Origin of the sequence: Paraburkholderia nodosa (assembly GCF_001718195.1) — a bacterium.
GTDB lineage: Bacteria > Pseudomonadota > Gammaproteobacteria > Burkholderiales > Burkholderiaceae > Paraburkholderia > Paraburkholderia nodosa_A.
On record NZ_MCNV01000001.1, the window covers coordinates 574,445 to 600,140 of the forward strand.

At 65.9% G+C, this 25,696-nt stretch carries 22 protein-coding genes; 15 read left to right on the forward strand and 7 right to left on the reverse strand.

Annotated elements, in window-relative coordinates; translation table 11 throughout:
* The first annotated feature begins 32 nt into the window (after positions 1 to 32).
* Complete coding sequence (locus BFD71_RS02500; RefSeq protein WP_141710543.1) at positions 33 to 650, forward strand: hypothetical protein; 618 nt, start codon at positions 33 to 35, stop codon at positions 648 to 650.
* Between the two features lie 87 nt (positions 651 to 737).
* On the opposite strand, the gene gabD is transcribed toward BFD71_RS02500, so the two are convergent.
* Both gabD and gabT read right to left on the reverse strand, forming a co-directional pair.
* The gene (gene gabD / locus BFD71_RS02505; RefSeq protein WP_069261674.1) at positions 738 to 2,189 is read right to left on the reverse strand and encodes an NADP-dependent succinate-semialdehyde dehydrogenase; all 1,452 of its coding nucleotides are present in this window, start codon (positions 2,187 to 2,189) and stop codon (positions 738 to 740) included.
* Positions 2,190 to 2,304: 115 nt separating this feature from the next.
* A complete protein-coding gene (gene gabT, locus BFD71_RS02510) occupies positions 2,305 to 3,597 on the reverse strand; it encodes a 4-aminobutyrate--2-oxoglutarate transaminase (protein WP_069261675.1) in 1,293 nt (430 codons plus the stop codon).
* Between the two features lie 127 nt (positions 3,598 to 3,724).
* Here gabT and pdxR point away from each other — a divergent pair, with 127 nt between their 5' ends.
* On the forward strand, positions 3,725 to 5,341 hold the full coding sequence (pdxR, locus tag BFD71_RS02515; RefSeq protein WP_069261676.1) for a MocR-like pyridoxine biosynthesis transcription factor PdxR: 1,617 nt from the start codon (positions 3,725 to 3,727) through the stop codon (positions 5,339 to 5,341).
* Positions 5,338 to 5,502 carry a hypothetical protein gene (locus BFD71_RS41255; protein ID WP_176732807.1) on the forward strand — a complete coding sequence of 55 codons (165 nt, stop codon included), beginning with the start codon at positions 5,338 to 5,340 and terminating at the stop codon, positions 5,500 to 5,502. Before pdxR ends, BFD71_RS41255 begins: the two co-directional genes overlap by 4 nt.
* A 98-nt stretch (positions 5,503 to 5,600) precedes the next feature.
* On the opposite strand, the gene phnE is transcribed toward BFD71_RS41255, so the two are convergent.
* The 3 genes from phnE to phnC are packed head-to-tail and all read right to left on the reverse strand — an operon-like array spanning position 5,601 to position 8,363.
* A complete protein-coding gene (gene phnE / locus BFD71_RS02520) occupies positions 5,601 to 6,482 on the reverse strand; it encodes a phosphonate ABC transporter, permease protein PhnE (RefSeq protein WP_083245023.1) in 882 nt (293 codons plus the stop codon).
* Positions 6,483 to 6,490: 8 nt separating this feature from the next.
* Positions 6,491 to 7,477, reverse strand: coding sequence for a phosphonate ABC transporter substrate-binding protein (gene phnD / locus BFD71_RS02525; RefSeq protein ID WP_069261677.1), 987 nt, complete (start codon positions 7,475 to 7,477; stop codon positions 6,491 to 6,493).
* A 58-nt stretch (positions 7,478 to 7,535) separates the two neighbouring features.
* Positions 7,536 to 8,363, reverse strand: a complete 828-nt coding sequence (gene phnC, locus BFD71_RS02530; RefSeq protein WP_069261678.1) for a phosphonate ABC transporter ATP-binding protein — start codon at positions 8,361 to 8,363, stop codon at positions 7,536 to 7,538.
* 374 nt (positions 8,364 to 8,737) lie between these two features.
* On the opposite strand from phnC, the gene BFD71_RS02535 reads away from it, so the two are divergent.
* The 4 genes from BFD71_RS02535 to BFD71_RS02550 all read left to right on the forward strand — a co-directional run bounded on the left by BFD71_RS02535 (position 8,738) and on the right by BFD71_RS02550 (position 12,627).
* Positions 8,738 to 9,772, forward strand: a complete 1,035-nt coding sequence (locus tag BFD71_RS02535; RefSeq protein ID WP_069261679.1) for a M14 family zinc carboxypeptidase — start codon at positions 8,738 to 8,740, stop codon at positions 9,770 to 9,772.
* The gene (locus BFD71_RS02540; RefSeq protein ID WP_069261680.1) at positions 9,769 to 10,551 is read left to right on the forward strand and encodes an alpha/beta fold hydrolase; all 783 of its coding nucleotides are present in this window, start codon (positions 9,769 to 9,771) and stop codon (positions 10,549 to 10,551) included. Before BFD71_RS02535 ends, BFD71_RS02540 begins: the two co-directional genes overlap by 4 nt.
* 95 nt (positions 10,552 to 10,646) lie before the next feature.
* On the forward strand, positions 10,647 to 11,714 hold the full coding sequence (gene selD, locus BFD71_RS02545) for a selenide, water dikinase SelD (protein ID WP_069261681.1): 1,068 nt from the start codon (positions 10,647 to 10,649) through the stop codon (positions 11,712 to 11,714).
* Between the two features lie 7 nt (positions 11,715 to 11,721).
* Entirely contained in the window at positions 11,722 to 12,627 is a 906-nt protein-coding gene (locus tag BFD71_RS02550; protein ID WP_069261682.1) for a cation diffusion facilitator family transporter, read from the forward strand.
* 202 nt (positions 12,628 to 12,829) lie between these two features.
* Here the strand turns inward: BFD71_RS02550 and BFD71_RS02555 are convergent, their stop codons facing one another.
* Positions 12,830 to 13,102, reverse strand: a complete 273-nt coding sequence (locus tag BFD71_RS02555; protein WP_083245000.1) for a DUF4148 domain-containing protein — start codon at positions 13,100 to 13,102, stop codon at positions 12,830 to 12,832.
* A gap of 198 nt (positions 13,103 to 13,300) precedes the next feature.
* Positions 13,301 to 14,305, reverse strand: a complete 1,005-nt coding sequence (locus tag BFD71_RS02560) for a LysR family transcriptional regulator (RefSeq protein WP_069261683.1) — start codon at positions 14,303 to 14,305, stop codon at positions 13,301 to 13,303.
* 188 nt (positions 14,306 to 14,493) lie between these two features.
* Between BFD71_RS02560 and BFD71_RS02565 the strand changes: the two genes are divergently transcribed.
* The 8 genes from BFD71_RS02565 to BFD71_RS02600 all read left to right on the forward strand — a co-directional run bounded on the left by BFD71_RS02565 (position 14,494) and on the right by BFD71_RS02600 (position 25,667).
* Positions 14,494 to 15,387, forward strand: a complete 894-nt coding sequence (locus BFD71_RS02565; RefSeq protein ID WP_083245001.1) for an alpha/beta hydrolase — start codon at positions 14,494 to 14,496, stop codon at positions 15,385 to 15,387.
* 69 nt (positions 15,388 to 15,456) lie between these two features.
* Positions 15,457 to 16,674: an efflux RND transporter periplasmic adaptor subunit gene (locus BFD71_RS02570; RefSeq protein ID WP_069261684.1), complete on the forward strand. Its 1,218-nt coding sequence runs from the start codon at positions 15,457 to 15,459 to the stop codon at positions 16,672 to 16,674.
* Positions 16,675 to 16,777: 103 nt separating this feature from the next.
* Positions 16,778 to 19,963 carry an efflux RND transporter permease subunit gene (locus tag BFD71_RS02575; protein ID WP_069261685.1) on the forward strand — a complete coding sequence of 1,062 codons (3,186 nt, stop codon included), beginning with the start codon at positions 16,778 to 16,780 and terminating at the stop codon, positions 19,961 to 19,963.
* 23 nt (positions 19,964 to 19,986) lie between these two features.
* On the forward strand, positions 19,987 to 21,555 hold the full coding sequence (locus tag BFD71_RS02580) for an efflux transporter outer membrane subunit (protein ID WP_083245024.1): 1,569 nt from the start codon (positions 19,987 to 19,989) through the stop codon (positions 21,553 to 21,555).
* A gap of 202 nt (positions 21,556 to 21,757) precedes the next feature.
* The gene (locus BFD71_RS02585) at positions 21,758 to 22,594 is read left to right on the forward strand and encodes a MetQ/NlpA family ABC transporter substrate-binding protein (RefSeq protein WP_069261686.1); all 837 of its coding nucleotides are present in this window, start codon (positions 21,758 to 21,760) and stop codon (positions 22,592 to 22,594) included.
* Between the two features lie 33 nt (positions 22,595 to 22,627).
* A complete protein-coding gene (locus BFD71_RS02590; RefSeq protein WP_069261687.1) occupies positions 22,628 to 23,743 on the forward strand; it encodes a methionine ABC transporter ATP-binding protein in 1,116 nt (371 codons plus the stop codon).
* Positions 23,736 to 24,392 (forward strand): methionine ABC transporter permease, encoded by a 657-nt coding sequence (locus tag BFD71_RS02595; protein WP_069261688.1) that lies wholly within the window; start codon positions 23,736 to 23,738, stop codon positions 24,390 to 24,392. Before BFD71_RS02590 ends, BFD71_RS02595 begins: the two co-directional genes overlap by 8 nt.
* A 78-nt stretch (positions 24,393 to 24,470) precedes the next feature.
* Positions 24,471 to 25,667, forward strand: a complete 1,197-nt coding sequence (locus BFD71_RS02600) for an acyl-CoA dehydrogenase family protein (protein ID WP_370684237.1) — start codon at positions 24,471 to 24,473, stop codon at positions 25,665 to 25,667.
* The last annotated feature ends 29 nt before the right edge of the window (positions 25,668 to 25,696 follow it).

The following is a 25,696-nucleotide window of genomic DNA, read 5'->3' on the forward strand; positions in this document are numbered from 1 at the left end:
CATTTCAAACCCGTTTGACGAGGAGAATGTGAATGACGAAGGCAGCGATTCTGGCGGCGGCATGGGTGGTGGGCGTTGGCCTCTCGCAGGGGGCGTTTGCGCAAAACGACGCGGCGGCTTCGGCGCCGCAGGGGCAAAGCGCGCTCGCCAGCGCGGCGCAGCAAGCGATTGCCAACGCGGAGCCGGTGCATATCCACGCGAAGATCGTCGGCATCGATCGCGCTGCGCGCGTCGTCACGTTGCGCGGGCCGCGCGGCAATGACGTCGATATCGCGCTTAGCCCGCAGGTCAGCAACTTCGACCAGCTCCACGTGGGCGACACTGTCGACGCGCTCTACAAGAACGCGCTCCTCATGACGGCCGACAAAGTAACGGGAAAGGACAAGGATATTCGCAAGCGTGTGGATACGAATGTCTATCTGCCCGCGTCGTCGGGCTACGACGCCGCGCGCCAGGTCGAAGTTCAGGCCACGGTGCAGCACATCAACGCGAAGAAGCGCGAAGTGACGCTGCGCGGCGCTTATCAGACCGTCACGCTGCAAGCTACCCCCGATATCGACCTCAAGACCCTGAAGGTCGGCGACACGGTTCACGCCGTGTTCGTTTCCGCTTATGCGACGCAGGTGACGCCGGTTGCCGCCACGCAGTAAGCATGTAAAAAAGCCGGCGCATTGCGGCGCCGGCTTCCTTTTGCGATCCGAACGGGCGCCTCGGAAGGCGCCCGTTTTCGCTGGTCGTTACATGCCCGCCATGCACATGTACTTGATCACCACGTAGTCGTCCACGCCGTAGTGCGAGCCTTCGCGGCCGAGGCCTGACTGCTTCACGCCGCCAAACGGCGCGACTTCATTCGAGATCAGGCCAGTGTTGATGCCCACCATGCCGTATTCGAGCGCTTCGGCCACGCGCCACACGCGGCCGATGTCGCGGCTGTAGAAGTAAGCGGCGAGACCGAATTCGGTATCGTTCGCCATCCTGATCACTTCGTCATCGGACGAGAAGCGGAACAGCGGTGCGAGCGGCCCGAAGGTTTCGTCGCGCGCGACCTTCATCGCGGGCGTGACGCCGGTGAGGATGGTCGGCTCGAAAAAGCCGTGGCCGAGTGCGTGGCGCTTGCCGCCCGTGGTCACCTGAGCGCCTTTCGCGAGCGCATCTTCGATATGCGATTCCACCTTCAGCACGGCCGCTTCGTTGATGAGCGGGCCTTGCGTCACGCCGGCCTCCGTGCCGAGGCCGACCTTGAGTTTTTCCACCGCGTCGCGCAGTTTGGCCGCGAACGCGTCGTACACGGCGTCGTGCACGTAGAAGCGGTTCGTGCATACGCAGGTCTGGCCGCTGTTGCGATACTTCGAGGCGATGGCGCCGGCGACGGCCGCATCGAGATCGGCGTCTTCGAACACGATGAACGGCGCGTTGCCGCCCAGTTCCAGCGAGACCTTCTTGACCGTCGAGGCGCACTGGCTCATGAGCAGGCGGCCAACCGGCGTCGAGCCCGTGAAGGAGAGCTTGCGCACGGTCGGGTTGCTCGTGAGCTCGCCGCCGATCGCCTTCGGGTCGCCCGTCACGACGCTGAACACGCCGCGCGGGACGCCCGCACGCTCGGCCAGCACAGCCAGCGCGAGTGCCGAGAACGGCGTGGCTTCGGCGGGCTTGAGCACGATCGGGCAGCCTGCCGCGAGCGCGGGGCCGACCTTGCGGGTGATCATCGCGGCGGGGAAATTCCACGGCGTGATCGCGGCGCACACGCCTACGGGTTCCTTCGTCACGACGATGCGCTTGTCGTTGGCGGGCGTGGGGATCGTGTCGCCATAAATACGCTTGCCTTCCTCCGCGAACCATTCGAGGAACGACGCGGCATAGCCGATCTCGCCCTTCGCCTCGGCGAGCGGCTTGCCTTGTTCCGTGGTGAGGATGAGCGCCAGGTCGTCGGCGTTTTCCATCATCAGGTCGTGCCACTTGCGCAGGATGACACTGCGCTCCTTCGCGGTCTTCGCGCGCCATGCGGGCCATGCGGCGTTCGCGGCGGAAATCGCGCGGCGCGTTTCGGCGGCGCCCATGCGCGGCACCGTGCCGATCACCGTGCCGGTAGCGGGGTTCTTGACTTCGAACGTGGCGCCGTCTTCGGCGCCTTGCCATTCGCCGTTGATAAAGGCGCTGGTTTGCAGCAGCGATGCGTCTTTCAGATTCATGCTTGCACTCCGGACTGACTTCGATTCATTTAGAACGACGAACGGCACAGCGGCAAGCGCCGGTGTGCCGTTTCGCGGATGGCCCGCTGCTCGCGGGCCAGCATGTGGTGGAGGCTTACGCTGGCACGCCCACGGCTTCCTTGACCGACTCTTCGAGGATCGCGAGCGCTTCGTCGAACACGGCGTCCTGGATCGTCAGCGGGAACAGGAAACGCACGACGTTCGAATACACACCGCACACGAGCAGCAGCAGACCGCGATTCAGGGCTGCCGTTTGCACGCGCTTCGTGAAGTCGGCGTCGGCTTCGCTCGTGCCCGGCTTGCAGAACTCAACGGCGTTCATCGCGCCGGGGCCGCGCACGTCGGCGATCTGCGGCACGTCGGCCTTCATCGCGTTGAGTCTGGCCTTGAGCTTGTCGCCGAGTTTCGTCGCGCGCTCGCAGAGCTTTTCCTCTTCGATGATCTCGATCACCGCGTGCGCCGATGCCACAGCCAGCGGGTTGCCCGCGTACGTGCCGCCGAGGCCGCCAGGCGCCGCCGCGTCCATCACTTCCGCGCGGCCCACCACGCCCGAGAGGGGCATGCCGCCTGCCAGGCTCTTGGCGATCGTCATGAGGTCCGGCGTGACGTCGTAGTGTTCCATCGCGAACAGCTTGCCGGTGCGCGCGAAGCCCGTTTGCACTTCGTCGGCGATCAGCAGGATGCCGTGCGTGTCGCAGATCTTGCGCAGCCCGCGCACGAAATCGGCCGGCGCCTGATAGAAGCCCCCTTCGCCCTGCACCGGTTCGAAGATGATCGCGGCGACGCGCTTCGGATCGATGTCGGCCTTGAACAGCATCTCGATGTGCTTGAGCGAGTCGGCCGTGCTGATGCCGTGGACCGAGTTCGGGTAGGGGGCGTGGTACACGTCGGCCGGGAACGGGCCGAACGCGAGCTTGTAAGGGGCGACCTTGCCCGTGAGCGCCATGCCCATCATCGTGCGGCCGTGGAAGCCGCCCGCGAAGGCGATCACGCCCGGACGGCCCGTATGGGCACGTGCGATCTTGACGGCGTTTTCGACGGCTTCGGCGCCCGTCGTGAAGAAGGCGGCCTTCTTGGCGAAGCTGCCCGGCGCGCGCTGGGCGACCTTTTCGGCCAGCGAGACGTACGACTCGTACGGCACGATTTGGTAAGCCGTGTGCGTGAACTGGTCGAGCTGCGCCTTGATGGCGGCGACGATCTTCGGATGGCGGTGGCCCGTGTTGCACACGGCGATACCGGCGGCAAAGTCGATGAAGCGGCGGCCTTCCACGTCCCACAGCTCGGCGTTTTCGGCGCGCTCGGCGTAGAAGTCGCACATCACGCCCACGCCGCGCGGGGTAATGGCGTTCTTGCGGCTTTGCAGATCGGCGTTCTTGCTCACGTTCATCTCCTGTGGAATCGGTGTCAGTTCTGAAGTTGGTTGGCGGACCGGCAAGCAGTCCATGTCGCGACTATACTCACGTTTGGCTCTAAATTTCAGAGCCATTCAGTGCAATCTTTAGGAGCCAATTTCGATGCGTGCGAGTGTTCTGTCCGATTGGCTCGCGCAACGGCTCGACCGCGGAAGCGCCCAGCCGGTGTACCGGCAGCTGCACAAGCTGCTGCAGCAGGCGATCCTCTCGCGCGAACTGCCGGCCGGGGCGCGGGTGCCGTCGTCGCGGCTGCTGGCGGCCGAGCTGGGAATTGCACGCAATACCGTGACGCAGGTCTACGAACAATTGGTGCTCGAAGGCTATGTCACATCGGCGACCGGGCGCGGCACTTTCGTGGCGGACACGTCGCCCGACGAAATCGTGGGGGCGACTGAAATTGGCTCTATGCAGACGCGGACAAATGGAGGCGCTTCAGGAGCCGCGCTACCTGCGGGGAAAGTCGCAACTAACAGCGAGAGCGCCGCGGCGGCGCCCGGAGCCGCGTCGACAAGCGGAATGGAAGCCGCCACTCAGACGCAACGGTCCACGGCGCGCGCCCTCTCGGCACGCGGCACGCGCCTGATTACCAGCGCGGGCGTCTCGAAGCGCCAGGGCGGCGCGTTCATGCCCGGCGTGCCCGATGTCTCCCGCTTCCCGGCGCGCGTATGGACGCGTCTGCACAACAAGTACTGGCGCAGTCTGCGCCCGGACCTGCTGACCTACGCACCCGGCGGCGGCCTCGCGCTGCTTCGCCACGTACTGGCCGACTACCTGCGCACTTCGCGCTCGGTGCGCTGCTCGCCGGAGCAGATCATCATCACGACGGGTATTCATCAGTCCATCGACCTGGCCGTGCGTCTGCTCTCCGATCCCGGCGACACCATCTGGACCGAAGACCCGTGCTACTGGGGCGTACGCAGCGTGCTGCATGTCTCGGGCCTCAACACGCGGCCGATCGCCGTGGACAGCGAAGGGCTCAACCCGTCGGCCGGCGACTTCGCCGCGCCGCCGCCGCGGCTCATGCTCGTCACGCCTTCGCACCAGTACCCGCTCGGCATGGTGATGAGCCTCGCACGCCGGCGCATGTTGCTCGAGTACGCGCGCCAGCATCAGTGCTGGATCATCGAGGACGACTACGACAGCGAGTTCCGTTACGGCAGCCGTCCGCTTGCGTCGTTGCAGGGGCTCGATACGGCGGGGCAGGTGATCTACGTGGGCAGCTTCGGCAAGACGCTGTTTCCGGGCCTGCGCGTGGGTTATCTCGTTGCGCCGGAAGCGCTGGCGGAAAGCTTCGCGACCGCGAGCGCCGAACTGTATCGCGAGGGGCAATTGCTGCAGCAGGCTGTGCTCGCAGAGTTCATCGCCGAAGGCCATTTCACCTCGCATATCCGCAAGATGCGCGCGCTTTACGGCCAGCGCCGCCAGGTGCTGCTGGACGCCGTTGCGCGCCGCTACGGCGACGCGTTGCCCGCGATGGGCGGCGACGCGGGCCTGCACGTCGTGATGCAGTTGCCCGAAGGCAGCGACGACCGCGCCGTGGCCGAAGCCGCGCTCGCGCGCAATATCGTGGTGCGGCCGCTTTCGGGGTATTACTCGTCGCGCGAGCGTGCGAATCCGGGCTTGCTGATCGGCTACGCCTGCGTGCCCGACGAGGAGATTGCACCGGCGTTCGACACGCTCGCCGAGGCGATCGATACGACGTTGCCCGCGTTCGTATGAGCGAAGCGGTCGCTGCGGCGCAGGCCAATCACAGCCGGATCAGCACCGCCCCGCAAGTCACGAGCGCGAGCCACCATGCGGCGCGCCGTGAGCTTCTCGTTCATGAAGAGCCAGCCGATCAGCACGGCGAAGCGCGGGTCGTTGCGGCCGCAATCGTGTGATTATTCCAGCGTAGGCGTATGGCCGCCAGAAATAGGGAAAAGCCGCACGAGCCGTCGTTGTGTTTCTATTCGGCTCGCGCGGCTTTCGAGGGAGCGCGTCAGGTCACGCGCGCACGCAGTCTTGCGGAGATCAGATCGATGGCCGTGACCACGACGATCACCATGATGAGCACGGCGCTGGTCTGCTGATAATCGAACGAGCGGATTTCCTCATACAGCACGACGCCGATGCCGCCCGCGCCCACCATGCCCACCACCATCGCCGAGCGCACATTCGACTCGAAGCGGTAGAGCGCATACGAGATCCACAGCGGCATGACCTGGGGCAGCACGCCGTAGATGATCTCGTCGAGCGGCGAGGCGCCCGTCGCGCGCACGCCTTCCACGGGGCGTGGGTCGATGGCTTCCACCGCTTCCGCGAAGAGCTTCGCGAGCACGCCTGTCGTGTGCACCCACAAGGCGAGCACACCGGCGAACGGCCCGAGGCCCACGGCTACGATGAAGAGCATCGCGAACACCATCTCGTTGATGGCGCGGCACGCGTCCATCAAACGGCGCACGGGATGCAGCACCCACGCGGGCGCGAGATTGTGCGCCGACATGAGCCCGAACGGCACTGCGCAGACGATGGCGAGTGCCGTGCCCCACAGCGCCACCGCGATCGTGACCCACATCTCCTGGGCATACGTGCGCCATTCCGTAAAGTCCGGCGGGAAGAAGCCGCGCGCGAACGTGCTCATATTCGCTGAGTCGGAGAAGAGGTCGAGCGGGCGCATGTCGGCGCCGCGCCACGCCACGCCGAGGAGCACGAACACGATGGCCCAAAGCGCGAGCGAGGACCAGCTGCGCTTGCCTGTGAGGCCGCGCGCCGCCAGGGCGGCCGCTTGCGGCGCGGCGGCGACGTTCGGCGTCGCCGCCGGCCCGGCAGCGGGCCTTGCGACTTCTGCCTGCGGCACGGCGCGTGAGCTGTCGAAATCCATCGCGCCCATTACTGCTTCGCAGGTGCGGCGAGCGCGCCGATCTTCGCGTCGATGGCCGCGATCTGGCTCTTGCGGTCGTCGTCGGAGAGATGCGTGTCGGCGGCGATCTTCTCTTTCTGCTGGAACAGCGCGACCTGGCGGATCGGCAGGAGCTGCGCGTCGGTGGCGGGCGCGAAGCCTGCGTAGCCGGTGATATCGGCCATGATCTTCTGCTCGCGCGGATCGGTCTTGGCGTAGTGGTAGAAGAAGTCGCGCAGCTTCTGCTTGGTGGCCTCAGGCAGATCCTTGCGATACACGAGCGGATCGGACGGAATGAGCGGCGAGGTCCACAGCACGCGCACCTGGGCAAAGCGGTCCGGGTGCTTCTGTTGCAGCGTGGAAAGCTCGATGGTGTTGTTGGTGGCGATGTCCACCTTGTTGTTCACCACGGCGAGCAGGTTCGCTTCGTGGCTCGAAGGCAGCACGGTCTTGAAGTTCGTCGCGTTCACCGAAACGCCGTGCTTCGCGAAGAGGTAATAGCCCGGAATCAGCGTGCCCGAAGTCGAATTGGGGTCGCCCCAGCCGAGCGTCAGATCCTTGGTATTCTTGAACACATCGTCGATCGACTTCACACGGCTGTTCACGTTGGTGATGAGCACCGACTTGTAGCCGGCATCGCCGTTCGCGTAGAGCACCTTCGCGAAGATCTCGCCATTCGAGCGGTCCACGGCTTCCATGGCCGAAGCGTTGCCGAAGTAGCCGATCTGCACCTTGTTGAAGCGCATGGCTTCGATGATGCCCGAGTAGTCCGTAGCAAAGAACGCATTCACGTGCAGGCCGGTCTGCTTGTTCAGGTCGTCGATGAACGGTTGCCAGCGTTGCTTGAGCACCGCCGACGAGTCGGTCGAGATGATGCCGAAGCTGAGATCTTCCGCGTGAGCGGCCGCGCTGCCGAGCGAGGCACACGCGACGGCGCCGGCGGCGCACCAGGAGAGCATGGAGCGGAACAGGTTCATTGGGGCGGTCCGTGGTGAGTAAAAACGTTGCGGGTTGGAAAAAGGTTGAGTTGCGTGATCAGGCCGCGCGAGGCTGCGCGCCGAAGCACGTTGCCGCGGACGGCGCAGCATCGGGTTCGAGCAACTCGCGCGCGGCGTTGCCATAAAGCTGTTGCAGCAGCGCGGGCGTGAGCGCCGACGATGCGCCGTCGTACACCACGCGCCCGTCGCGCAGCGCGATGGTGCGCGGGCAGTACTCCATGGCGATATCCACCTGATGCAGCGAGACGACCACCGTCAAGCCGTGATCGCGATTGAGCATGCGCATCATGTCCATCACGCGGCGCGACGATGCGGGGTCGAGCGAGGCGATGGGTTCGTCGGCGAGAATCAGGCGCGCGCGCTGCACGAGTGCGCGGGCGAGCGCCGCGCGCTGCTGCTGGCCGCCCGAGAGGTTCGAAGCGCGCTCGGCGGCCTTGTGTGCGATGCCGACCTCGCCGAGCGCGGCCAGCATCAGCTCGCGTTCGGCGCGCGGAAAGCGGCCCGTGAGGCGTCGCCACAACGGCAGCCGCGACAGCGCGCCGATCAGCACATTCGTTTCGACCGTGAGGCGATGCACGAGATTGAACTGCTGAAACACGAAGCCGATATCGCGGCGAATGCGGCGCACTTCGCGCACGATGCGGCCGTCCTGCTGAATAGGACGACCAAGAATCTCGATGCGCGAAGGCTGCGGGTCGGAAGCCGTGAAGCCCGCAATATGGCGGAGCAGGGTCGATTTGCCCGAGCCCGATGCGCCGATCAGCGCGACCATTTCGCCAACGCCTACGCGCAGGTTGATTTCGTCGAGTGCCTTGCGGCCGCTGTCGAAGCTTTTCGAGAGGCGTTCGATGCGTATGGCGTCCATAACAATCCGTCGCTGTGTAGTCGAGGGCTCATTCTAGGAAGGGACTGTGACGGTTGAGTGAAGGTGTCGCGACGTCTAGACGACTACATGTCTTGCGGCCTTCTAGCCGCGAAAAAATCGCGAGGGATGTGACAGGGACATGACGCCAAACATCTGTCACGCTCAATACCGCGGGAAGCGGCTATATTGATGGGCAACGTACGTGCTGTCCCTGGTTTTACTGACTTATTGCTGACTCATTGTCGACAGGGGCGGCACTCGGAAGGCCAGTTGTAGACAAAGCGGCCGCACGCGGCGGCGCGACCTGGGCGGCCCTACCTGGGCGGCCCCACCTAGGCGGCCCCATCCAAACAAGCGACGAAACCCGGCGCCATATGCAGGCACTGAGCTTCCTACCCGACAGCTTCGAGGAATACGAGGATCTCAAGATGATCCTCGATGCCGGCGCACGCTGGCTCGACATTCGCAGCGAGGGCGAAGTCGAGGTGCGCGGCCGCACGTTTCCTCTCTACGTGGCGGCCATCGGCTCGCGCGACCCGGCCGCGCCCGGCATTGGTTTTTTCGGGGGCATCCATGGGCTCGAGCGCATTGGCTCGCAGCTCGTGCTCGACTACATGCGCGCGCTCGTGGGGCGTCTTGCCTGGGACGAACTGCTCCTGCGCCAACTCGAGTCCGTGCGCATCGTCTTCGCGCCGATTCTCAATCCCGGCGGCATGTGGCTCGCCACGCGTGCAAATCCGAACGGCGTCGACCTCATGCGCAACGCGCCGCAGGACGCCGACGAGCGCGTGCCCTTTCTCGCGGGCGGCCAGCGCGTCGGCTCGTGGCTGCCGTGGTATCGGGGGCGGCGCGGCGCGGCCATGGAGATCGAGGCGCAGGCGCTCCTGAAGATCGTCGACGAAGAACTCACGCGGCGCCCGCTTTCCTTCGCGCTCGACTGCCATTCCGGTTACGGCTGGACCGACAGCATCTGGTTTCCGTACGCACGTACGCGCCGTCTCATCCGCCATCTGCCCGAAATGTACGTACTCAAGACGATGTTCGAGCGCGCGCATCCGCATCACGGCTACACCTTCGAGCCGCAGAGTCACCAGTATTTGCTGCACGGCGACTTGTGGGATTGCGCATACGATCGCGCGCCCGACAGCAACATCTTCCTGCCGCTCACGCTTGAATTGGGCTCGTGGTTGTGGATCAAGAAGAACCCGCGTCAGATCTTTTCGCGCCAGGGCATGTTCAATCCGCTCTTGCAGCATCGCACCGCGCGTGTGTTGCGGCGCCACGCGAATCTGTTCGAGTTTCTCACGCGCGCCGCGTATTCCTCGCAGCGCTGGCTGCCCGAGGGTGTGATCCGCGATGAGGTGCTGAAAAGCGCGATCGGGCACTGGTATCGCAAGCCGGGCACATGAGCGAACCGTGGATCCTGCTGCGCGGCCTCACGCGCGAATCGCGCCACTGGGGCGCGTTCGCCACGCTGCTTGCGGCTCGCGACGGCGTGCTGCCCATCGACCTGCCGGGCAACGGCACGGCGGTGCACGAACGCTCGCCGCTCGCGGTGGACGACTACGTGGACACGCTGCGCGCCCAGGCGCAGCGGTACGGGGCGCGCCCGCCATACCGCGTGCTGGCGATGTCGCTGGGCGGCATGGTGGCGACGGCGTGGGCGCTGCGCTACCCCGACGAAATTGGGCGGCTCGTGCTCGTGAACACGAGCATGCGGCCGTTCAGCCGCGTAGACGAGCGCTTGCGGCCGTCGGCGTGGGCCGCACTCGTGCGCGTGGCGCAGCATTGGGATGGCGGCGACACCGGCGGCATTGCCGAGACGCTGATCTACGGGCTCACCTGTGCGCGCCGCGACACGCTCGCTGCCGACCTCGAAACGTGGCGCGCGATCCGCGCAAGCGCCCAAGTGAGCCGCGCGAACGCGCTGCGCCAGCTGGCCGCCGCCGCACGCTTCAAGGCGCGCGCCGTGCCGCGCTGCGCGGTGCTGGTGGTGTCGTCGCGCGGCGACCGGCTCGTGAACCCCGTTTGCTCCGCGCGGCTCGCGCGGGCCTGGGGCGCGCCGCACGTGCCGCATCCCTGGGCGGGGCACGATCTGCCGCACGACGATCCGCAATGGCTCGTCGATACGCTCCACGCGGGCGACGTCGCCGGGAACGCGGCGGGCCAGGCCGCCGGGCGCGGCTGAGCGGTGCCGCGGCGCGTGCGCCGCCCGCATCGCCAGTCCGGCGATTGCCCCATAATACGAAAACTCATCCGGCACTTTCAGGACGATTTCCAGACATGAACGACAAACCCGCCATTGGCGCCGCCGTGCCGCGCCTCACGAGCCTTTCGCACGGCGGCGGCTGCGGCTGCAAGATCGCGCCGGGCGTGCTTTCCGCGCTGCTCGCCCGCAGCACGCCGCTCACCACCGCGTTTCCGAACCTGCTGGTCGGCACCGAGACCGCCGACGACGCCGCCGTCTACAAGCTCAACGACGAGCAGGCCATCGTCGCGACGACGGACTTTTTCATGCCGATCGTCGACGATCCGTACGACTTCGGCCGCATCGCCGCGACCAATGCGCTTTCGGATGTCTACGCCATGGGCGGCAAGCCGATCCTCGCGCTGGCACTCGTGGGTATGCCGATCAACGTGCTGCCGCACGATGTGATCGCGCAGGTGCTGCGCGGAGGCGAGGATGTGTGCGCGGCGGCGGGCATTCCCGTGGCGGGCGGCCATTCGATCGACTCCGTGGAGCCCATTTACGGCCTCGCGGCGCTCGGCGTCGTGCATCCCTCGCGCGTGAAGCGCAACGCATCGGCAAAAGCTGGCGACGTCCTCGTGCTCGGCAAGCCGCTCGGCGTGGGCGTACTTTCCGCCGCGCTCAAGAAGGAAATTCTCGGCGACGCGGGCTACAAGGCGATGGTCGCCGCCGCGACCCTGCTCAACAAGCCGGGCGCAACGCTGGCGGAACTACCGGGCGTGCACGCCATGACCGACGTGACGGGCTTCGGCCTGCTCGGCCACACGCTCGAGATCGCGCGCGGCGCGAATCTCACCGCGCGCGTGCACTACGCCGACCTGCCGTGGCTGCCGGGCGTGCAGAAGTTCGTCGACGACGGCGTGTACACGGGCGCGTCGGGCCGCAACTGGGCCTCGTACGGCGACGCCGTCACGCTCGCGCCCAGCCTGCCCGAAAGCGCGCGCACGCTGCTCACCGACCCGCAAACCTCGGGCGGCCTGCTCGTGGCCTGCGCGCCGGAAAACGTGGACGACGTGCTGGCGATCTTCCGCACGGAAGGCTTTGGCGACGCTCGTGTGATCGGCGAACTGAGCGAAGGCCCGGCGCGCGTGGACGTCGCATGAGGACCGTATGAGCGGAGAATCGCCTAAAGCCATCTTCTACGCGCTCGCTGCGAACTTCGGCATAGCGGTCTGCAAGTACGCTGCCGCGGCGTTCACGGGCTCGGGATCGATGTTCGCGGAGGCGATTCACTCCACGGCCGACTGCGGCAATCAACTGCTTTTGCTGATCGGCCTGCGCCAGTCGCGCGAGCCGCCCACGCCGCTGCATCCCATGGGCACGGGCCGCGCGATCAACTTCTATTCGCTGCTCGTGGCGCTGCTGCTGTTTTTCGTGGGCGGCGCGTTCTCGGTCTACGAGGGCGTGCATCGGCTGATCGCGCGCGAGCCGTTGCGATTCGTCTATGTGGCGCTCGTCGTGCTCGGCATTTCCGTGGTGCTCGAAGCGTTTTCGCTTTATGGCGCGATGCGTGAAATTCGCAAGGGCGCGCCCACGAAATCGCTGTGGCGCTGGGCGCGCGAAACGCGCGATTCCGACCTGCTCGTCGTGGCGGGTGAAGACATCGCGGCGCTGGCGGGTCTCGCCATTGCGTTCGCCGCCGTGCTGCTCACGGTCATCACGGGCAATCCGGTATGGGATGCGTGCGGCTCGATCGGCGTGGGCATTTTGCTCATGCTGATTGCGTGGTTCATCGCGCGTGAAGTGAAGTCGATGATCGTCGGCGAATCGGCCGGCCCGGAAATGCGGCGCGATATCGAATCGTTCCTGCGCGCGCGGCCCGAAATTCAAAGCATCATCAGCCTCATTACCCTGCAATGGGGCAAGGAGGTGATGGTGGCGGTGCAGTGCGAAATGCTCGAGTACGACCACAGCCGCACCATGGTCGAGGCGATCAACGAGATCGAAGCCGACCTGCAGGCGCGCTTTCCTCTTGTGCGCTGGGTGTTTTTCGAGCCGGATTTCGTGAACCGGTAATGCAAGGGCCCGGCGGTTGCAAAACCGCCGGGCCCTTGCACACGAGTCACATCTTCACGCGCGCTTTACATTTCAGTGCCGAAACGGCGTCCACACGGGCGTGGTGTTGTCCCACTGCTCGAGTTCGGAAGGTACGGTCGGATTCATATTGGACTCCTACGTTTTTTGTCTTGCAATCGAAATGCCGGTGCGTCTTGCGGGCTTATTCGCCCGCCTGCGCGACGCGCTGGGCGCGGTTCGCGCGGCTTTCCTGCAGCGCGATGCGTTGCGCTTGCGTGCGGCCGATCAGGCTTTGCTCGGGATAGCTCGTCTTGTTAAGCGAGGGCAGCGTGCCGTCGCGATACGCGGCGGCAATTTCCGCCTTCACTTCAGCGCGGGTTTTCGGCGCGCTGTTGTCCTGGGCGAAGACCGAGGCGCTTGCGGCGAGCGAGAGGACGAGCGTGGCGCCAATGGCAGTTGCGAGAGTGCGTTTCATGATCTGCTCCTTTTGTACCGGTGCCACGTGGGTCGCGGCGACAGGAGCAAATGTAGTTGCGCAGCCGTTTGCGATAAACGGCCGGAACGCGAAAGCAATTGTCGAAAATCCGGAACAATCGCTGCGCCGCGCCCGCGAAAGCCTCTGCGGGCGCGGCTTCGAGGGTTGGCGCAGCGCGACGGCGTTACGCCGCTGAGCTTATGCGGCCCATTCCGAAATGACAGGCGTTTCGAGCGCTGGCGCGTTTTCGCGCTCTTCGAGCGTGCGCATCGTGCAGGCCTTGTCGAGCGAGGCGCGGCCGCTCAGCAGCGGGCAGCGGTCGAACACCTCGGCGATCCAGTCCACGAACACGCGCACTTTGGGTGACAGATGGCGGCTGTGCGGATAGACGGCCGAAATCGGCATGGGCAGCGGCTTGTAATCGGGCAGGACCTCGACGAGCGCACCCGACTTCAGGTGCGGCAGCACCATGTAGCGCGGCCCCTGGATCAGGCCGAAGCCTTCGATGCCGCAGGTCACATAAGCGTCCGCGTCGTTTACCGAGACCATGCTCTTGAGCTTGACCTCCACTTCCTTGCCGTCGACGAGAAACGCCCAGTCCATCACGCGCCCCGTACGCGACGAGAAGTAATTCACGGCGCGATGCTCGGCCAGTTCTTCGAGCGTCTGCGGCATGCCGTGGCGCTCCAGATACGACGGCGCCGCGCACGACACGCCTTCGAAAATGCCGATGCGCCGCGCGACCAGCGACGAATCCTGCAGCGCGCCCACGCGCACCACGCAGTCCACGCCTTCCTGCAGCAAGTCCACGGGGCGATCGGATAGCCCGAGTTGCAGGTCGATGTCCGGATAGCGCCCGTGGAATTCGCACAGCGACGGAATCACGATGAGCCGCCCGATCGAGCCGGGCATGTCGATGCGCAGCTTGCCGTGCGGTTTGCGGTTGCGATCCTGGAATGTGGTTTCCGTTTCCTCGACGTCCGCGAGAATGCGCACGCAGCGCTCGTAGTACGCGGCGCCATCGGGCGTGAGCGACAGACGGCGCGTGGTGCGGTGCATGAGGCGCACGCCGAGAAACGCTTCGAGATTCTGAATGATCGTCGTGACCGACGCGCGCGGCATGTCGAGCGTTTCGGCAGCACGCGTGAAGCTGTTGGTATCGACGACGCGGGTGAACACCTGCATGGCCTGAAGGCGGTCCATTGCCACTCTCCAAAAAGCTTCGGTCGCACGGCGCGCGGCGTTCGAAACTAACGCCCGCGCAGAAAGAGGAGACAGATTGTTCAGGTGCGCCGAATTGTGTTGCCGGATTATAGGCATTTATTTGCAAGTCTGCCGAACCCACAATTCGCCTCATTCGAATCTACTCTCGCGCATTGCGCCGATTTGACATGGATGTCTTTAAACGCCCAACGTCTTGGACCTCCGCGGAGGAAGCGCCGCTGGCCGAAGTGCCCGCGGCCTTGCCTGCTACCGCGTCCGCCAAGCCTGGCAAGGTGCGCGCGGTGCTCACGACCGACGTGGCAATCGAAGGCTACGCCCAGCAGATTCCGCTGCGGCTGTACCGTCCCGAAGCCGCGAATGGTCTGCCGGTGTTGCTGTATTTCCACGGCGGCGGCTTTGTGCGCGGGTCCATCGAGGAAGCGGATGCGGTGGGGCGGTTTCTCGCAGAACGCTTACCAGCGCTCGTGGTGAGCGTCGGGTATTCGCTCGCGCCCAGGCACCCGTTTCCCGCCGCCCCCGAAGATGCGCATCGCGCGGCGCTGTGGGCGCTTACGCGGGCCCGCGCGTTCGGCGGCAACCCGAAGCGCGTGATCGCGGCGGGCCACGACGCGGGCGGCCAGATCGCCAACGTGCTCGCCTTCATGGGCCGCGATCGCGGCGACGTGAAACTCGCGGCGCAGGCATTGTTTGCGCCGATGCTCGATCCGAGCCTCACGCGTCTTGGCGACGAGGCGCGCCTGGGCTCCGATATCACGGCAAGCGAATGCGCGGCGTGTTATCGCGCGTATCTGCCCGATGCGACGCAGCGCATGCATCCGTACGCGGCGCCGCTCGAATCGCTGCGTCTTGGCGGCTTGCCGCCCACGCTCATCGTGACCGCACAGAACGACGTGCTGCACATCGAAGCGGAGAAGTACGCGAGCCGCCTGATCGACGCGGGCGTGCGCACCCAGGTGGTGCGCTACCCGAGCGTCTCGCACGCGAATCTCGCGGCGCATCCGGCCGCGCTCAGCGAAGCCGTACGGTTTTTCCAATGTTGCTTCGACGCGGGGGCGTCATAGACGAAGCACCCTTGCGGCGGTGCTGCCGAACCAGTGAAGAACAATCAACCATTATTTCTGGAGTCCGACATGTCACTTTTTTCGCAATCCCGAACCCGTATCGCGCTAGCGGTCATTGGCGTGCTGGTGGTCGCGGGCCTCGGCACCCTCGGTGCCATCCGCCTCGACTCGCACCCTGCCGTTGCCGCTGAAGCGCCGCCCGCACCCGAGGTCGACGTCGCACCCGTGCTCAATCGCACGATCACCGACTGGCAGACCTACTCGGGCCGCATGGCCGCCGTCGAGAAAGTGGAGATACGTCCGCAGGTTTCCGGCACGATCGTCTCCGTGAACTTCCGTGACGGCGCGCTCGTGAAGCAGGGCGAGACCCTGTTCGTGATCGACCCGCGCCCGTACCAGGCGGCCGTCGATCAGGCCGCTGCGCAGCTTGCCGCCGCGCAGGCGCGCACGGGCTACGCGCAAAGCGACTGGGAGCGCGCTCAGCGTCTGATTGGCGATAACGCCATCGCCAAGCGCGATTACGACGAGAAGCAGAACGCCTCGCGCGAAGCGAACGCGAATCTCAAGGCCGCGCAGGCCGCCCTCGAAGCCGCGCAGATCAACCTGGGTTACACGCGCATCGTCGCGCCGGTTGCCGGACGTGTGTCGCGCGCCGAGATCACGGTGGGCAACGTCGTATCGGCAGGGGCAAGCGCCGCGCCGCTCACGACGCTCGTTTCCGTTTCGCCCATCTACGCCGAATTCGACGCCGACGAGCAGACCTATCTCGACTACATCAGCCACATGAAGAACGGCTCGAAGGTGCCTGTGGAACTGGGTCTGGCGAACGAATCGGGCTATTCGCGCACGGGCACGATCGAGTCGGTGGACAACCGTCTCGACACCACGTCGGGCACCATCCGCGTGCGCGCGCGCTTCGACAACGCCGACGGCGCGCTGGTGCCGGGGCTTTACGCACGCATCAAGGTGAGCGGCAGCGCCCCGCACCCGGCGCTGCTCGTGGACGACGCCGCCATCGGCACCGACCAGGACAAGAAGTTTGTTTACGTCGTCGATAACAGCGGCAAGATCGCCTACCGCACGGTGCAAACGGGCGGCCAGCAGGGCAACCTGCGCGTGATTCTGGGCGGCCTGAAGGCGGGCGACCACGTGGTGGTGAACGGCACGCAGCGCGTGCGCCCCGGTGAAGCCGTGCGCTCGCACATGGTGCCGATGAATGGCGACCCCGACGCCGATTCGTCCAGCACGGCAGCGAACCCCGGCGCCAAGGCAGCGAAAACGTCCTGACGAGCGGCGGGCGTAGGCAATCGCGGCCTGCGCCTGTGCTTCCGTCAGGATGACTAAGCAGGAAGCTTCGCGTCAAATTGAGCGTCATGAACAAGAGCAACCCATGAACATATCGAAATTCTTCATCGACCGGCCGATCTTCGCGGGCGTGCTGTCCGTGCTGATCCTGCTGGCCGGCGTGATCGCGCTGTTCCAGTTGCCGATCTCCGAGTATCCCGAGGTCGTGCCGCCTTCGGTGGTGGTCCACGCGCAGTATCCGGGTGCGAACCCGAAGGTGATCGCCGAGGCCGTCGCCGCGCCGCTCGAAGAGCAGATCAACGGCGTCGAGAACATGCTGTACATGCAGTCGCAAGCCAATAGCGACGGCAATCTCACGCTCACGGTCACGTTTCGCCTCGGCACCGACCCGGACAAGGCCACGCAGCTCGTGCAGAACCGCGTGAACCAGGCGCTGCCGCGCCTGCCGGAAGACGTGCAGCGCCTCGGCATCACGACCATCAAGAGCTCCCCCACGCTCACGATGGTGGTGCACCTGATCTCGCCGGACAACCGGTACGACATGACGTACCTGCGCAACTACGCGCTGCTCAACGTGAAGGACCGACTCTCGAACATCCAGGGCGTGGGCGAGGTGCAGCTGTGGGGCTCGGGCGACTACGCCATGCGCATCTGGCTCGATCCGCAGAAGGTGGCACAGCGCAATCTCACCGCGAACGACGTGGTCAACGCGATTCGCGAGCAGAACGTGCAGGTGGCGGCCGGCGTGATCGGCGCCTCGCCTAGCGTGCCTGGCACGCCGTTCCAGCTCAACGTGAATGCCCAGGGCCGTCTGCGCACGGAAAGCGAGTTCGGCAACATCATCGTCAAGACGAATCCCGATGGCGGCGTGACGTACCTGCGCGATATCGCGCGTATCGAACTGGCGGCCTCCGAATATGGCCTGCGTTCGCTGCTCGACAACAAGCCGGCCGTAGCGCTCGCCATCAACCAGGCGCCGGGGGCGAACTCGCTCGCGATTTCGGACCAGGTGCGCGCGGCGATGAAGGAGCTCAAGCAGGACATGCCCGCGGGCGTGGATTACAAGATTGTCTACGACCCCACGCAGTTCGTGCGCTCCAGTATCGAAGCCGTCGTACATACGCTGCTCGAAGCGATCGCGCTCGTGGTGATCGTGGTGATCGTGTTCCTGCAAACGTGGCGTGCCTCGATCATTCCGTTGATCGCAGTGCCGGTCTCGATCGTCGGGACGTTCTCCTTGCTGCTTGCGTTTGGGTTCTCGATCAACGCGCTATCGCTGTTCGGGATGGTGCTCGCCATCGGCATCGTGGTTGACGACGCGATCGTGGTCGTCGAAAACGTGGAGCGCAATATCGCCAGTGGGTTATCCGCGCGCGATGCGACCTACAAGGCCATGCAGGAAGTGAGCGGGCCGATCATCGCCATTGCGCTCACGCTCGTGGCCGTGTTCGTGCCGCTCGCGTTCATGAGTGGTCTCACGGGCCAGTTCTACAAGCAGTTCGCGATGACCATCGCGATTTCCACGGTGATCTCGGCGTTCAACTCGCTCACGCTTTCGCCCGCACTTTCGGCGCTGCTGCTGCGTGGTCACGGCGAGAAGGAAGACTGGCTCACGCGTAGCATGAACCTCGTGCTGGGCGGCTTTTTCCGCCGCTTCAACCGGGTGTTTCATCGCGGCTCGGAAAGCTATGGGCGCGGCGTGAACGGCGTGCTGCGCCACAAGGGCGCGATGCTCGCGGTCTATGTGGTGCTGATCGCCGCCACGGTGCTGATGGCGCGTATCGTGCCGGGCGGCTTCGTGCCCGCGCAGGACAAGGAGTATCTGATCGCGTTCGCGCAACTGCCCAACGGCGCCGCGCTCGACCGCACCGAGAACGTGATTCGCGACATGAGCGCCATTGCGCTCAAACAGCCCGGCGTGGAAAGCGCCGTGGCGTTCCCCGGCCTGTCGGTGAACGGCTTCACGAATAGTTCGAGCGCGGGCATTGTGTTCGTCACGCTCAAGCCGTTCAAGGACCGCAAGGGCAAGGCGCTGTCGGCCGGTGCGATTGCGGGTGCGCTGAACCAGCAGTACGCCAGCATCAAGGATTCGTTCATCGCCGTGTTCCCGCCGCCGCCGGTGCTCGGCCTCGGTACGCTGGGCGGCTTCAAGTTGCAGCTGGAGGACCATGGTGCGCTCGGCTATGAGGCGCTCAACCGCGCGACCCAGGACTTCGTCAAGCGCGCGGCGCAAACGCCGGAGCTGGGCCCGACGTTCACGAACTATCAGATCAACGTACCGCAGCTGAACGTCGATCTCGACCGCACGAAGGCGAAGCAGCTCGGCGTTCCGGTCACCGACGTGTTCGACACGATGCAGATCTATCTGGGTTCGCTCTACGTGAACGACTTCAACCGCTTCGGACGCGTGTATCAGGTGCGCGTGCAGGCCGATGCGCCGTTCCGCCAGCGCGCCGACGATATTCTGCAACTGAAGACGCGCAACGCCGCGGGCGAGATGGTGCCGCTCTCGTCGCTCGTCACGGTGACGCCCACGTACGGCCCCGAGATGGTGGTGCGCTACAACGGCTACACCGCTGCCGACATCAACGGCGGCCCGGCGCCCGGTTATTCGTCGGGCCAGGCACAGGCGGCGGCGGAACGCATTGCGGCTGAAGTGCTGCCGCGCGGCGTGAAGTTCGAATGGACCGACCTCACCTACCAGCAGGTGCTGGCGGGCAATGCGGGCATCTGGGTGTTCCCGATCAGCGTGCTGCTCGTGTTCCTCGTGCTGGCGGCGCTCTATGAGAGCCTGACACTGCCGCTCGCGGTGATCCTGATCGTGCCGATGAGCGTGCTGTGTGCACTCACGGGCGTGTGGCTCACGCAGGGCGACAACAACATCTTCACGCAGATCGGCCTGATGGTGCTGGTGGGACTCGCTTCGAAGAACGCGATTCTGATCGTCGAGTTTGCGCGCGAGCTGGAGCATGACGGACACACGCCGCTTACCGCTGCCATCGAGGCGAGCCGCTTGCGTCTGCGCCCGATCCTGATGACGTCCATCGCGTTCATCATGGGCGTGGTGCCGCTCGTGCTCTCCAGCGGCGCGGGTTCGGAAATGCGTCACGCGATGGGCGTGGCCGTGTTCTTCGGCATGCTCGGCGTGACCGCATTCGGCCTGTTGCTGACGCCGGTGTTCTACGTGGTGCTGCGCACACTCGCGGGCGGCAAGATTCACGTCGCGCAGAAGGACAATGCGCGCAAGCCGCAATCGATGGTCGACGCGTAAGGCGACAAGGGAAAATGAACAACATGACTAACGAATCCATCTTGCGCTATCGCGCGAATGCCGCGCCGGGAGGCGGGCATCTCGCGCGTATCACACGAATCGCGGCGAGCGTCGCGCTCTTTGCCTGGCTCGCGGCATGCTCGGTCGAGCCGACCTACAAGGTGCCCGACGCTGCCGTGCCCGCGGCCTACAAGGAAGCGCCGCAGCAAACGCAGAGCACGAATCCGCACGATGTGGGCACGTGGACGCCGGCGCAGCCCGCCGACGGCACCCATCGCGGCGAATGGTGGACGGTGTTCGGCGACCCGACACTCGACAAGCTCGAGCAGCAGGCGCTGGAAGCGAACCAGGACCTCAAGGCGGCGGCCGCGCGCGTGCAGCAGGCGCGCGCCGTGACACAGGCTGCGCGCGCCTCGTGGTTCCCGTCGATCGATGCGGGCTTCGGCCCGACGTATCAGCGCGCCTCGCCGGCTTCGCTGTATTACCCGCAAAATTACAATGTGCCCGCTCAAACGCTGTGGCGCGCACAGGCTACGGCAAGCTATGAAGTCGACTTGTTCGGCCGTGTGAGTTCGAACGTTCACGCGGCGCAGGCGGACGCCCAGCAAAGCGAAGCCCTGTTCCTCTCGGTGCAGCTCGCCTTGCAGGCCGATGTCGCGCAGAACTACTTCCAGCTGCGCCAGTTCGACTCCGACGTCGATCTGTACCGTCGCACGGTGGCGCTGCGCGAAGACGCGCTCAAGCTCGTCGATCGCCGCTTCAAGGAAGGCGACATCAGCGCGCTGGACGTGGCTCAGGCGCGCAACGAACTCGCGAGCGCACGCGCCGACGCGGTGGGCGTCGCGCGTCAGCGCGCGGCTTCGGAGCACAGCCTCGCGATCCTGCTCGGCAAGGCGCCCGCGGACTTCACGTTCCCCGAAACGCCGCTCGCACCGGTCGTCGTGCAGGTGCCGCCGGGTTTGCCCTCCACGCTGCTGGAGCGCCGCCCCGACGTGGCCGCCGCCGAGCGCGCCATGGCGGCCGCGAACGCACGCGTGGGGCTCGCGAAGTCGGCGTTCTTCCCGCAGCTCAACATCACGGGTGCAGCGGGCTTCGAGTCGGCCACGCTCGGCGACCTGTTCATGTGGTCGAGCCGCGCGTTCCTGCTCGGGCCGCTCGCGGGTACGGCGCTCACGCTGCCGCTGTTCGACGGCGGCCGGCGCAAGGCGAATCTCGCCCAGTCGCGCGGCAAGTATGAAGAAGATGTTGCGCAATACCGCCAGCAGGTGCTCGTGGCCTTCCGCGAGGTCGAGGACAATCTCTCCGACCTGCGCCTGCTCGACGACCAGATCCGCGAGCAGAACGACGCGGTGAGCGCTTCGCGGCAGTCGGCGCAGCTTTCGCGCACGCAGTACGAGGAAGGCGAGGTCAGCTATCTGAACGTGATCGACAGCGAACGGACGGTGCTCGTGTCGCAGTTGCAGGCCAGCCATCTGCAGGGTTCGCAGGCCGTGGCGACGGTCAACCTGATCCGCGCGCTCGGCGGCGGCTGGGGCGACGCGAAGCCCGGCGACGGTACGCCGCCTCCGCCGGCGCCGCTCGCGGCGCGTTAAGCCGCGCCTTACCCCCCGCATAATTAGCCGCAACGCTCGCCGCCTGTGCATATCGCAGGCGGCGATTTCCTTTGCGCAATCGCTTCGTAGACCCGGCCCCGCCGCCCCCCTATCATCGTCTGGACCCATCTGGAGCCAACGCGATGGGCCCTCATCGCGTCGCTCCTCACTGAACGAAGTCCAACTTCCATCGAGGAACGCGATGATCCGTGCCGTGCGCGCCGTGGGGCGCCCTTCCTTTTTCCAGCGCTTCGGCCTGCTGACGGCAATCGCCGTGTCGCTTGCGGCGGCGGCGCTCGACGCGCACGCCGACACCGCTACGCTCAAAATCGGCATTGCCACCACGCCACAAACGCCCGCGCTCCAGGAAGCGGCGCGCGAGGCGAAGGCGCAGGGCGTGGACGTGAAGATCATCGAATTCACCGACTGGAACACGCCCAACGCCGCGCTGGCGAACAAGGATATCGACGCCAACTACTTCCAGCACAAGCCGTTTCTGGAAAACGCCGAACAGCAGGGCGGCTACAAGTTCGTCGCCATCGCGCCGGGCACGATCATGAAGATCGGCCTGTATTCGAAGAAGGTGAAACGCTTCGAAGACCTGAAGGATGGCGCGACGGTCGCGATCGCGAACGATCCCGTGAACGGCGGCCGCGGCCTCCTGCTGCTGCAGCGCGCGGGCCTCATCAAGCTCAAGCCGGGCGTGGACTATCGCGCCACGACGCTCGACATCGTCTCGAATCCCAAACACCTCAAGATCGTGCAACTCGAAGCGTCGCAACTCGCGCGCTCGCTCGACGACGTCGATCTCGCACAGGGCTACCCGAGCTTCATCAAGCTCGCGGGCACTACCGATCCGAACAGTGCGCTGCTCTTCGACGGCGTGGAGAACAAGGCGTTTGCGATCCAGTTCGTCGTGCGGCCCGAGAGCGTGAACGATCCGCGCATTCGCAAGTTCATCGACATCTACCAGCATTCGCCGGCCGTGCGCAAGGAGCTCGACAAAGCCTTCGGCAACCTCTACGCGGTCGCCTGGTAAAGCGCGCGCAATCTACGCACGAGGAGAGCAGCGATGATGAAATGGTTCGGAGCGGCGCGCTTTATCGAGGCGGGGCCCGCGGCGGGTGAGGCGCAGGGCAATGCCGATGCATCGCTGCCTGCGGTGGTGTTCGAAAACGTGGGCAAGACCTACGCGCCAGGCGCGCCGGCGGCGCTCGCGGGCGTCGACTTGCAGGTGGCGCGCGGCGAAGTGTTCGGCATCATCGGGCGCAGCGGCGCGGGCAAGTCCACGCTGCTGCGGCTCGTGAACGGTCTCGAAAAGCCCACGAGCGGCGGCGTGCGAGTGAACGGCGTCGACGTGGGCGCACTCGACGAGCGCGCCCTGGTGGCGCTACGGCGGCGCATCGGCATGGTGTTCCAGCACTTCAATCTGCTTTCCGCCAAGACCGTGCACGACAACATCGCACTGCCGCTGAAAATTGCGGGTGTGCCGAAGGCCGACATCGAGGCGCGCGTGAACGTGCTGCTCGATCTCGTCGGCTTGAGCGAACGACGCGACGCGTGGCCCGCGCGCCTTTCCGGCGGCCAGAAGCAGCGCGTGGGTATTGCACGCGCGCTCGTGCACGAGCCCGACATCCTGCTCTGCGACGAGGCGACTTCGGCGCTCGACCCGGAAACCACGCGCGCCATTCTTGCGCTGCTGCGCGATATCAACCGGCGGCTCGGCGTCACCATCGTGCTCATTACGCACGAGATGGAGGTGATCCGCGACGTTTGCGACACGGTCGCGGTGATCGAGCGCGGCGAGGTGGTGGAACAGGGGCCCGTGTGGCGCGTGTTCGGCGATCCGCGGCACGAAGCGACGCGCGCGCTCCTGCACACGCCCGGCCACGAGTTGCCCGACGACCTGGCGGCGCGTATCCACGCTGCGCCGCAAGTGGGCGCGCACGCGCTGTTCGACGTGCGCTTCACCGGCGACGAGGCGCAAGAGCCCGACCTCGCCACGCTCGCGCAGGCGTTCGGCGCGCAGGGCGTGCGCTTCGTGCATGGCGGTATCGAGCGTATCCAGGGGCGTGCGCAAGGGCGGCTAGTCGTTTCCGCGCCGGTGCACAACGCCGCCGAGGCCGCGTCGCTCGCTGAGCGGGCGCGTGGTCATGCGAGCCGCGTGGAGGTGCTGGGCTATGTCTGACGTGTGGATCACCGAGCTCCTCGAAGGCATACGCGACACGTTGCTGATGGTCGGCGTTTCGGCGATATTCGCACTCCTGATCGGTATTCCGATCGCGCTGCTGCTCGTCACGACCGCGCGCGGCGGCATTCTGGAGCGACCCGCGCTCAACACCACGCTGGGCGCGCTCGTCAATGCGTTCCGCTCCACGCCTTTCATCATCCTGCTAGTCGCGCTGCTGCCGCTTACGCGCTTCCTTGTGGGTACGACCATCGGCGTGTGGGCCGCCGTGGTGCCGCTTTCCATCGCCGCCATTCCGTTCTTCGCGCGCGTGGCCGAAGTGAGCTTGCGCGAAGTCGATCGCGGTTTGATCGAGGCGGCCCAGGCCATGGGCGCACAGCGCCGCCACATCGTATGGCATGTGCTGCTGCCCGAGGCGCTGCCCGGCATGCTCGGCGGCTTCACGATCACCGTGGTGGCCATGATCGGCTCCTCGGCGATGGCGGGCGCCGTCGGCGCGGGTGGTCTCGGCGATCTCGCGATACGCTACGGCTATCAGCGCTTCGACACGACGGTCATGGTCACCGTGATCGTGCTGCTGATCGCGATCGTCGCGGCGGTGCAGTTCACGGGCGACGCGCTGGTGCGGCGTCTTTTGCGGCGAAACTGAGCGGCGCAAGCCGTTCGACATGACGCGCGCAGCGCCCTTGCTGCGCGCTTCGTTTTTCGGGCATCACATTCGGGAACTATGGGTATGAACGAGGCACAGCGCCCACGCGGGCAGGAACAGGACGCGCGTTTCGCCGCGCTGCTCGAAGCGCTGCGCGCGAACGCCGCGCAACGCGATCTCGCAGGCGGTCACGCAGCCGCCGAAAAGCAGCGCATTGCCGACGCCGGGCTGCTCACGCTCGCTGTGCCGCGCGAATTCGGCGGGCAGTTCGGCCAGGACGGCGTGCGCTGGAGCGACATCTACGCGGCGATCCGCGCGCTCGCGCGCGTCGACAGCGCGCTTGCGCATCTGCTCGGGTTCCAGTGTTTGCAAATAGCGAGCGTCGCATTGTGGGGCAGCGCCGCGCAGCGCACGAACTGGCTGCAAGGCACCGTCGAGCATCGCTGGTGGTGGGGCAATGCCGTGAATCCCATCGACACACGGCTCGTCGCGCAACCGGACAGGGAAGGCGGCTGGCGTCTGCATGGCAGGAAAGGATTCTGCTCGGGCACCTACGGTTCGCAGATGATGACCGTGAGCGCGCACGATCCCGCCACGGGCAGTCCGGTGTTCGCGGTCGTGCCCACCACGCGCGCCGGGATCACGGTGCACGACGACTGGGACCCGATCGGCCAGCGTCAGACCGATAGCGGCACCGTGTCTTTCGAGAACGTGGAGGTCCGCGCCGCCGAAGTATTGCAGCGCCCCGACACACCGCGCGCCACGCTGCGCACACTGGTCTCGCAAGGCGTGCTGACGAATCTCTTCGTGGGGCTCGCCGAAGGCGCGCTCGAAGAGGCGCGCGCCTACGTGCTCGCGAACGGCCGCCCGTGGGTCAATTCGGGCGTGCAGCACGTGTCCGACGACCCGTTCCTGCAGCAGCGCTTCGGCGAAATGCGCGTGCAGTCGCTCGCGGCGGCGGTGCTGGCCGATCGTGCGGGCGCGCTGCTCGACGCCGCGTGGGACGAAGGCGAGGCGTTGAGCGCGGCCACGCGCGCCGGCGTCTCGCTGGCGATTTCGGAGGCGAAGATCGTCGCGCACCGCGCCGCGCTCCAGGGCGGCGAGCAGCTTTTCGAGGCGTGCGGCGCACGCGCCACGGGCGCGGCGCTCGCGCTCGACCGTTTCTGGCGCAATGCGCGCGTGCATACGCTGCACGATCCGCTCGACTACCGTCTGCGCGACGTGGGTCGCTATACGCTCTTGAGAGAAGTGCCGCAGCCGACGCTGTACACTTGAGGGCTCGATCGCGGCACGTGCCGCGACGC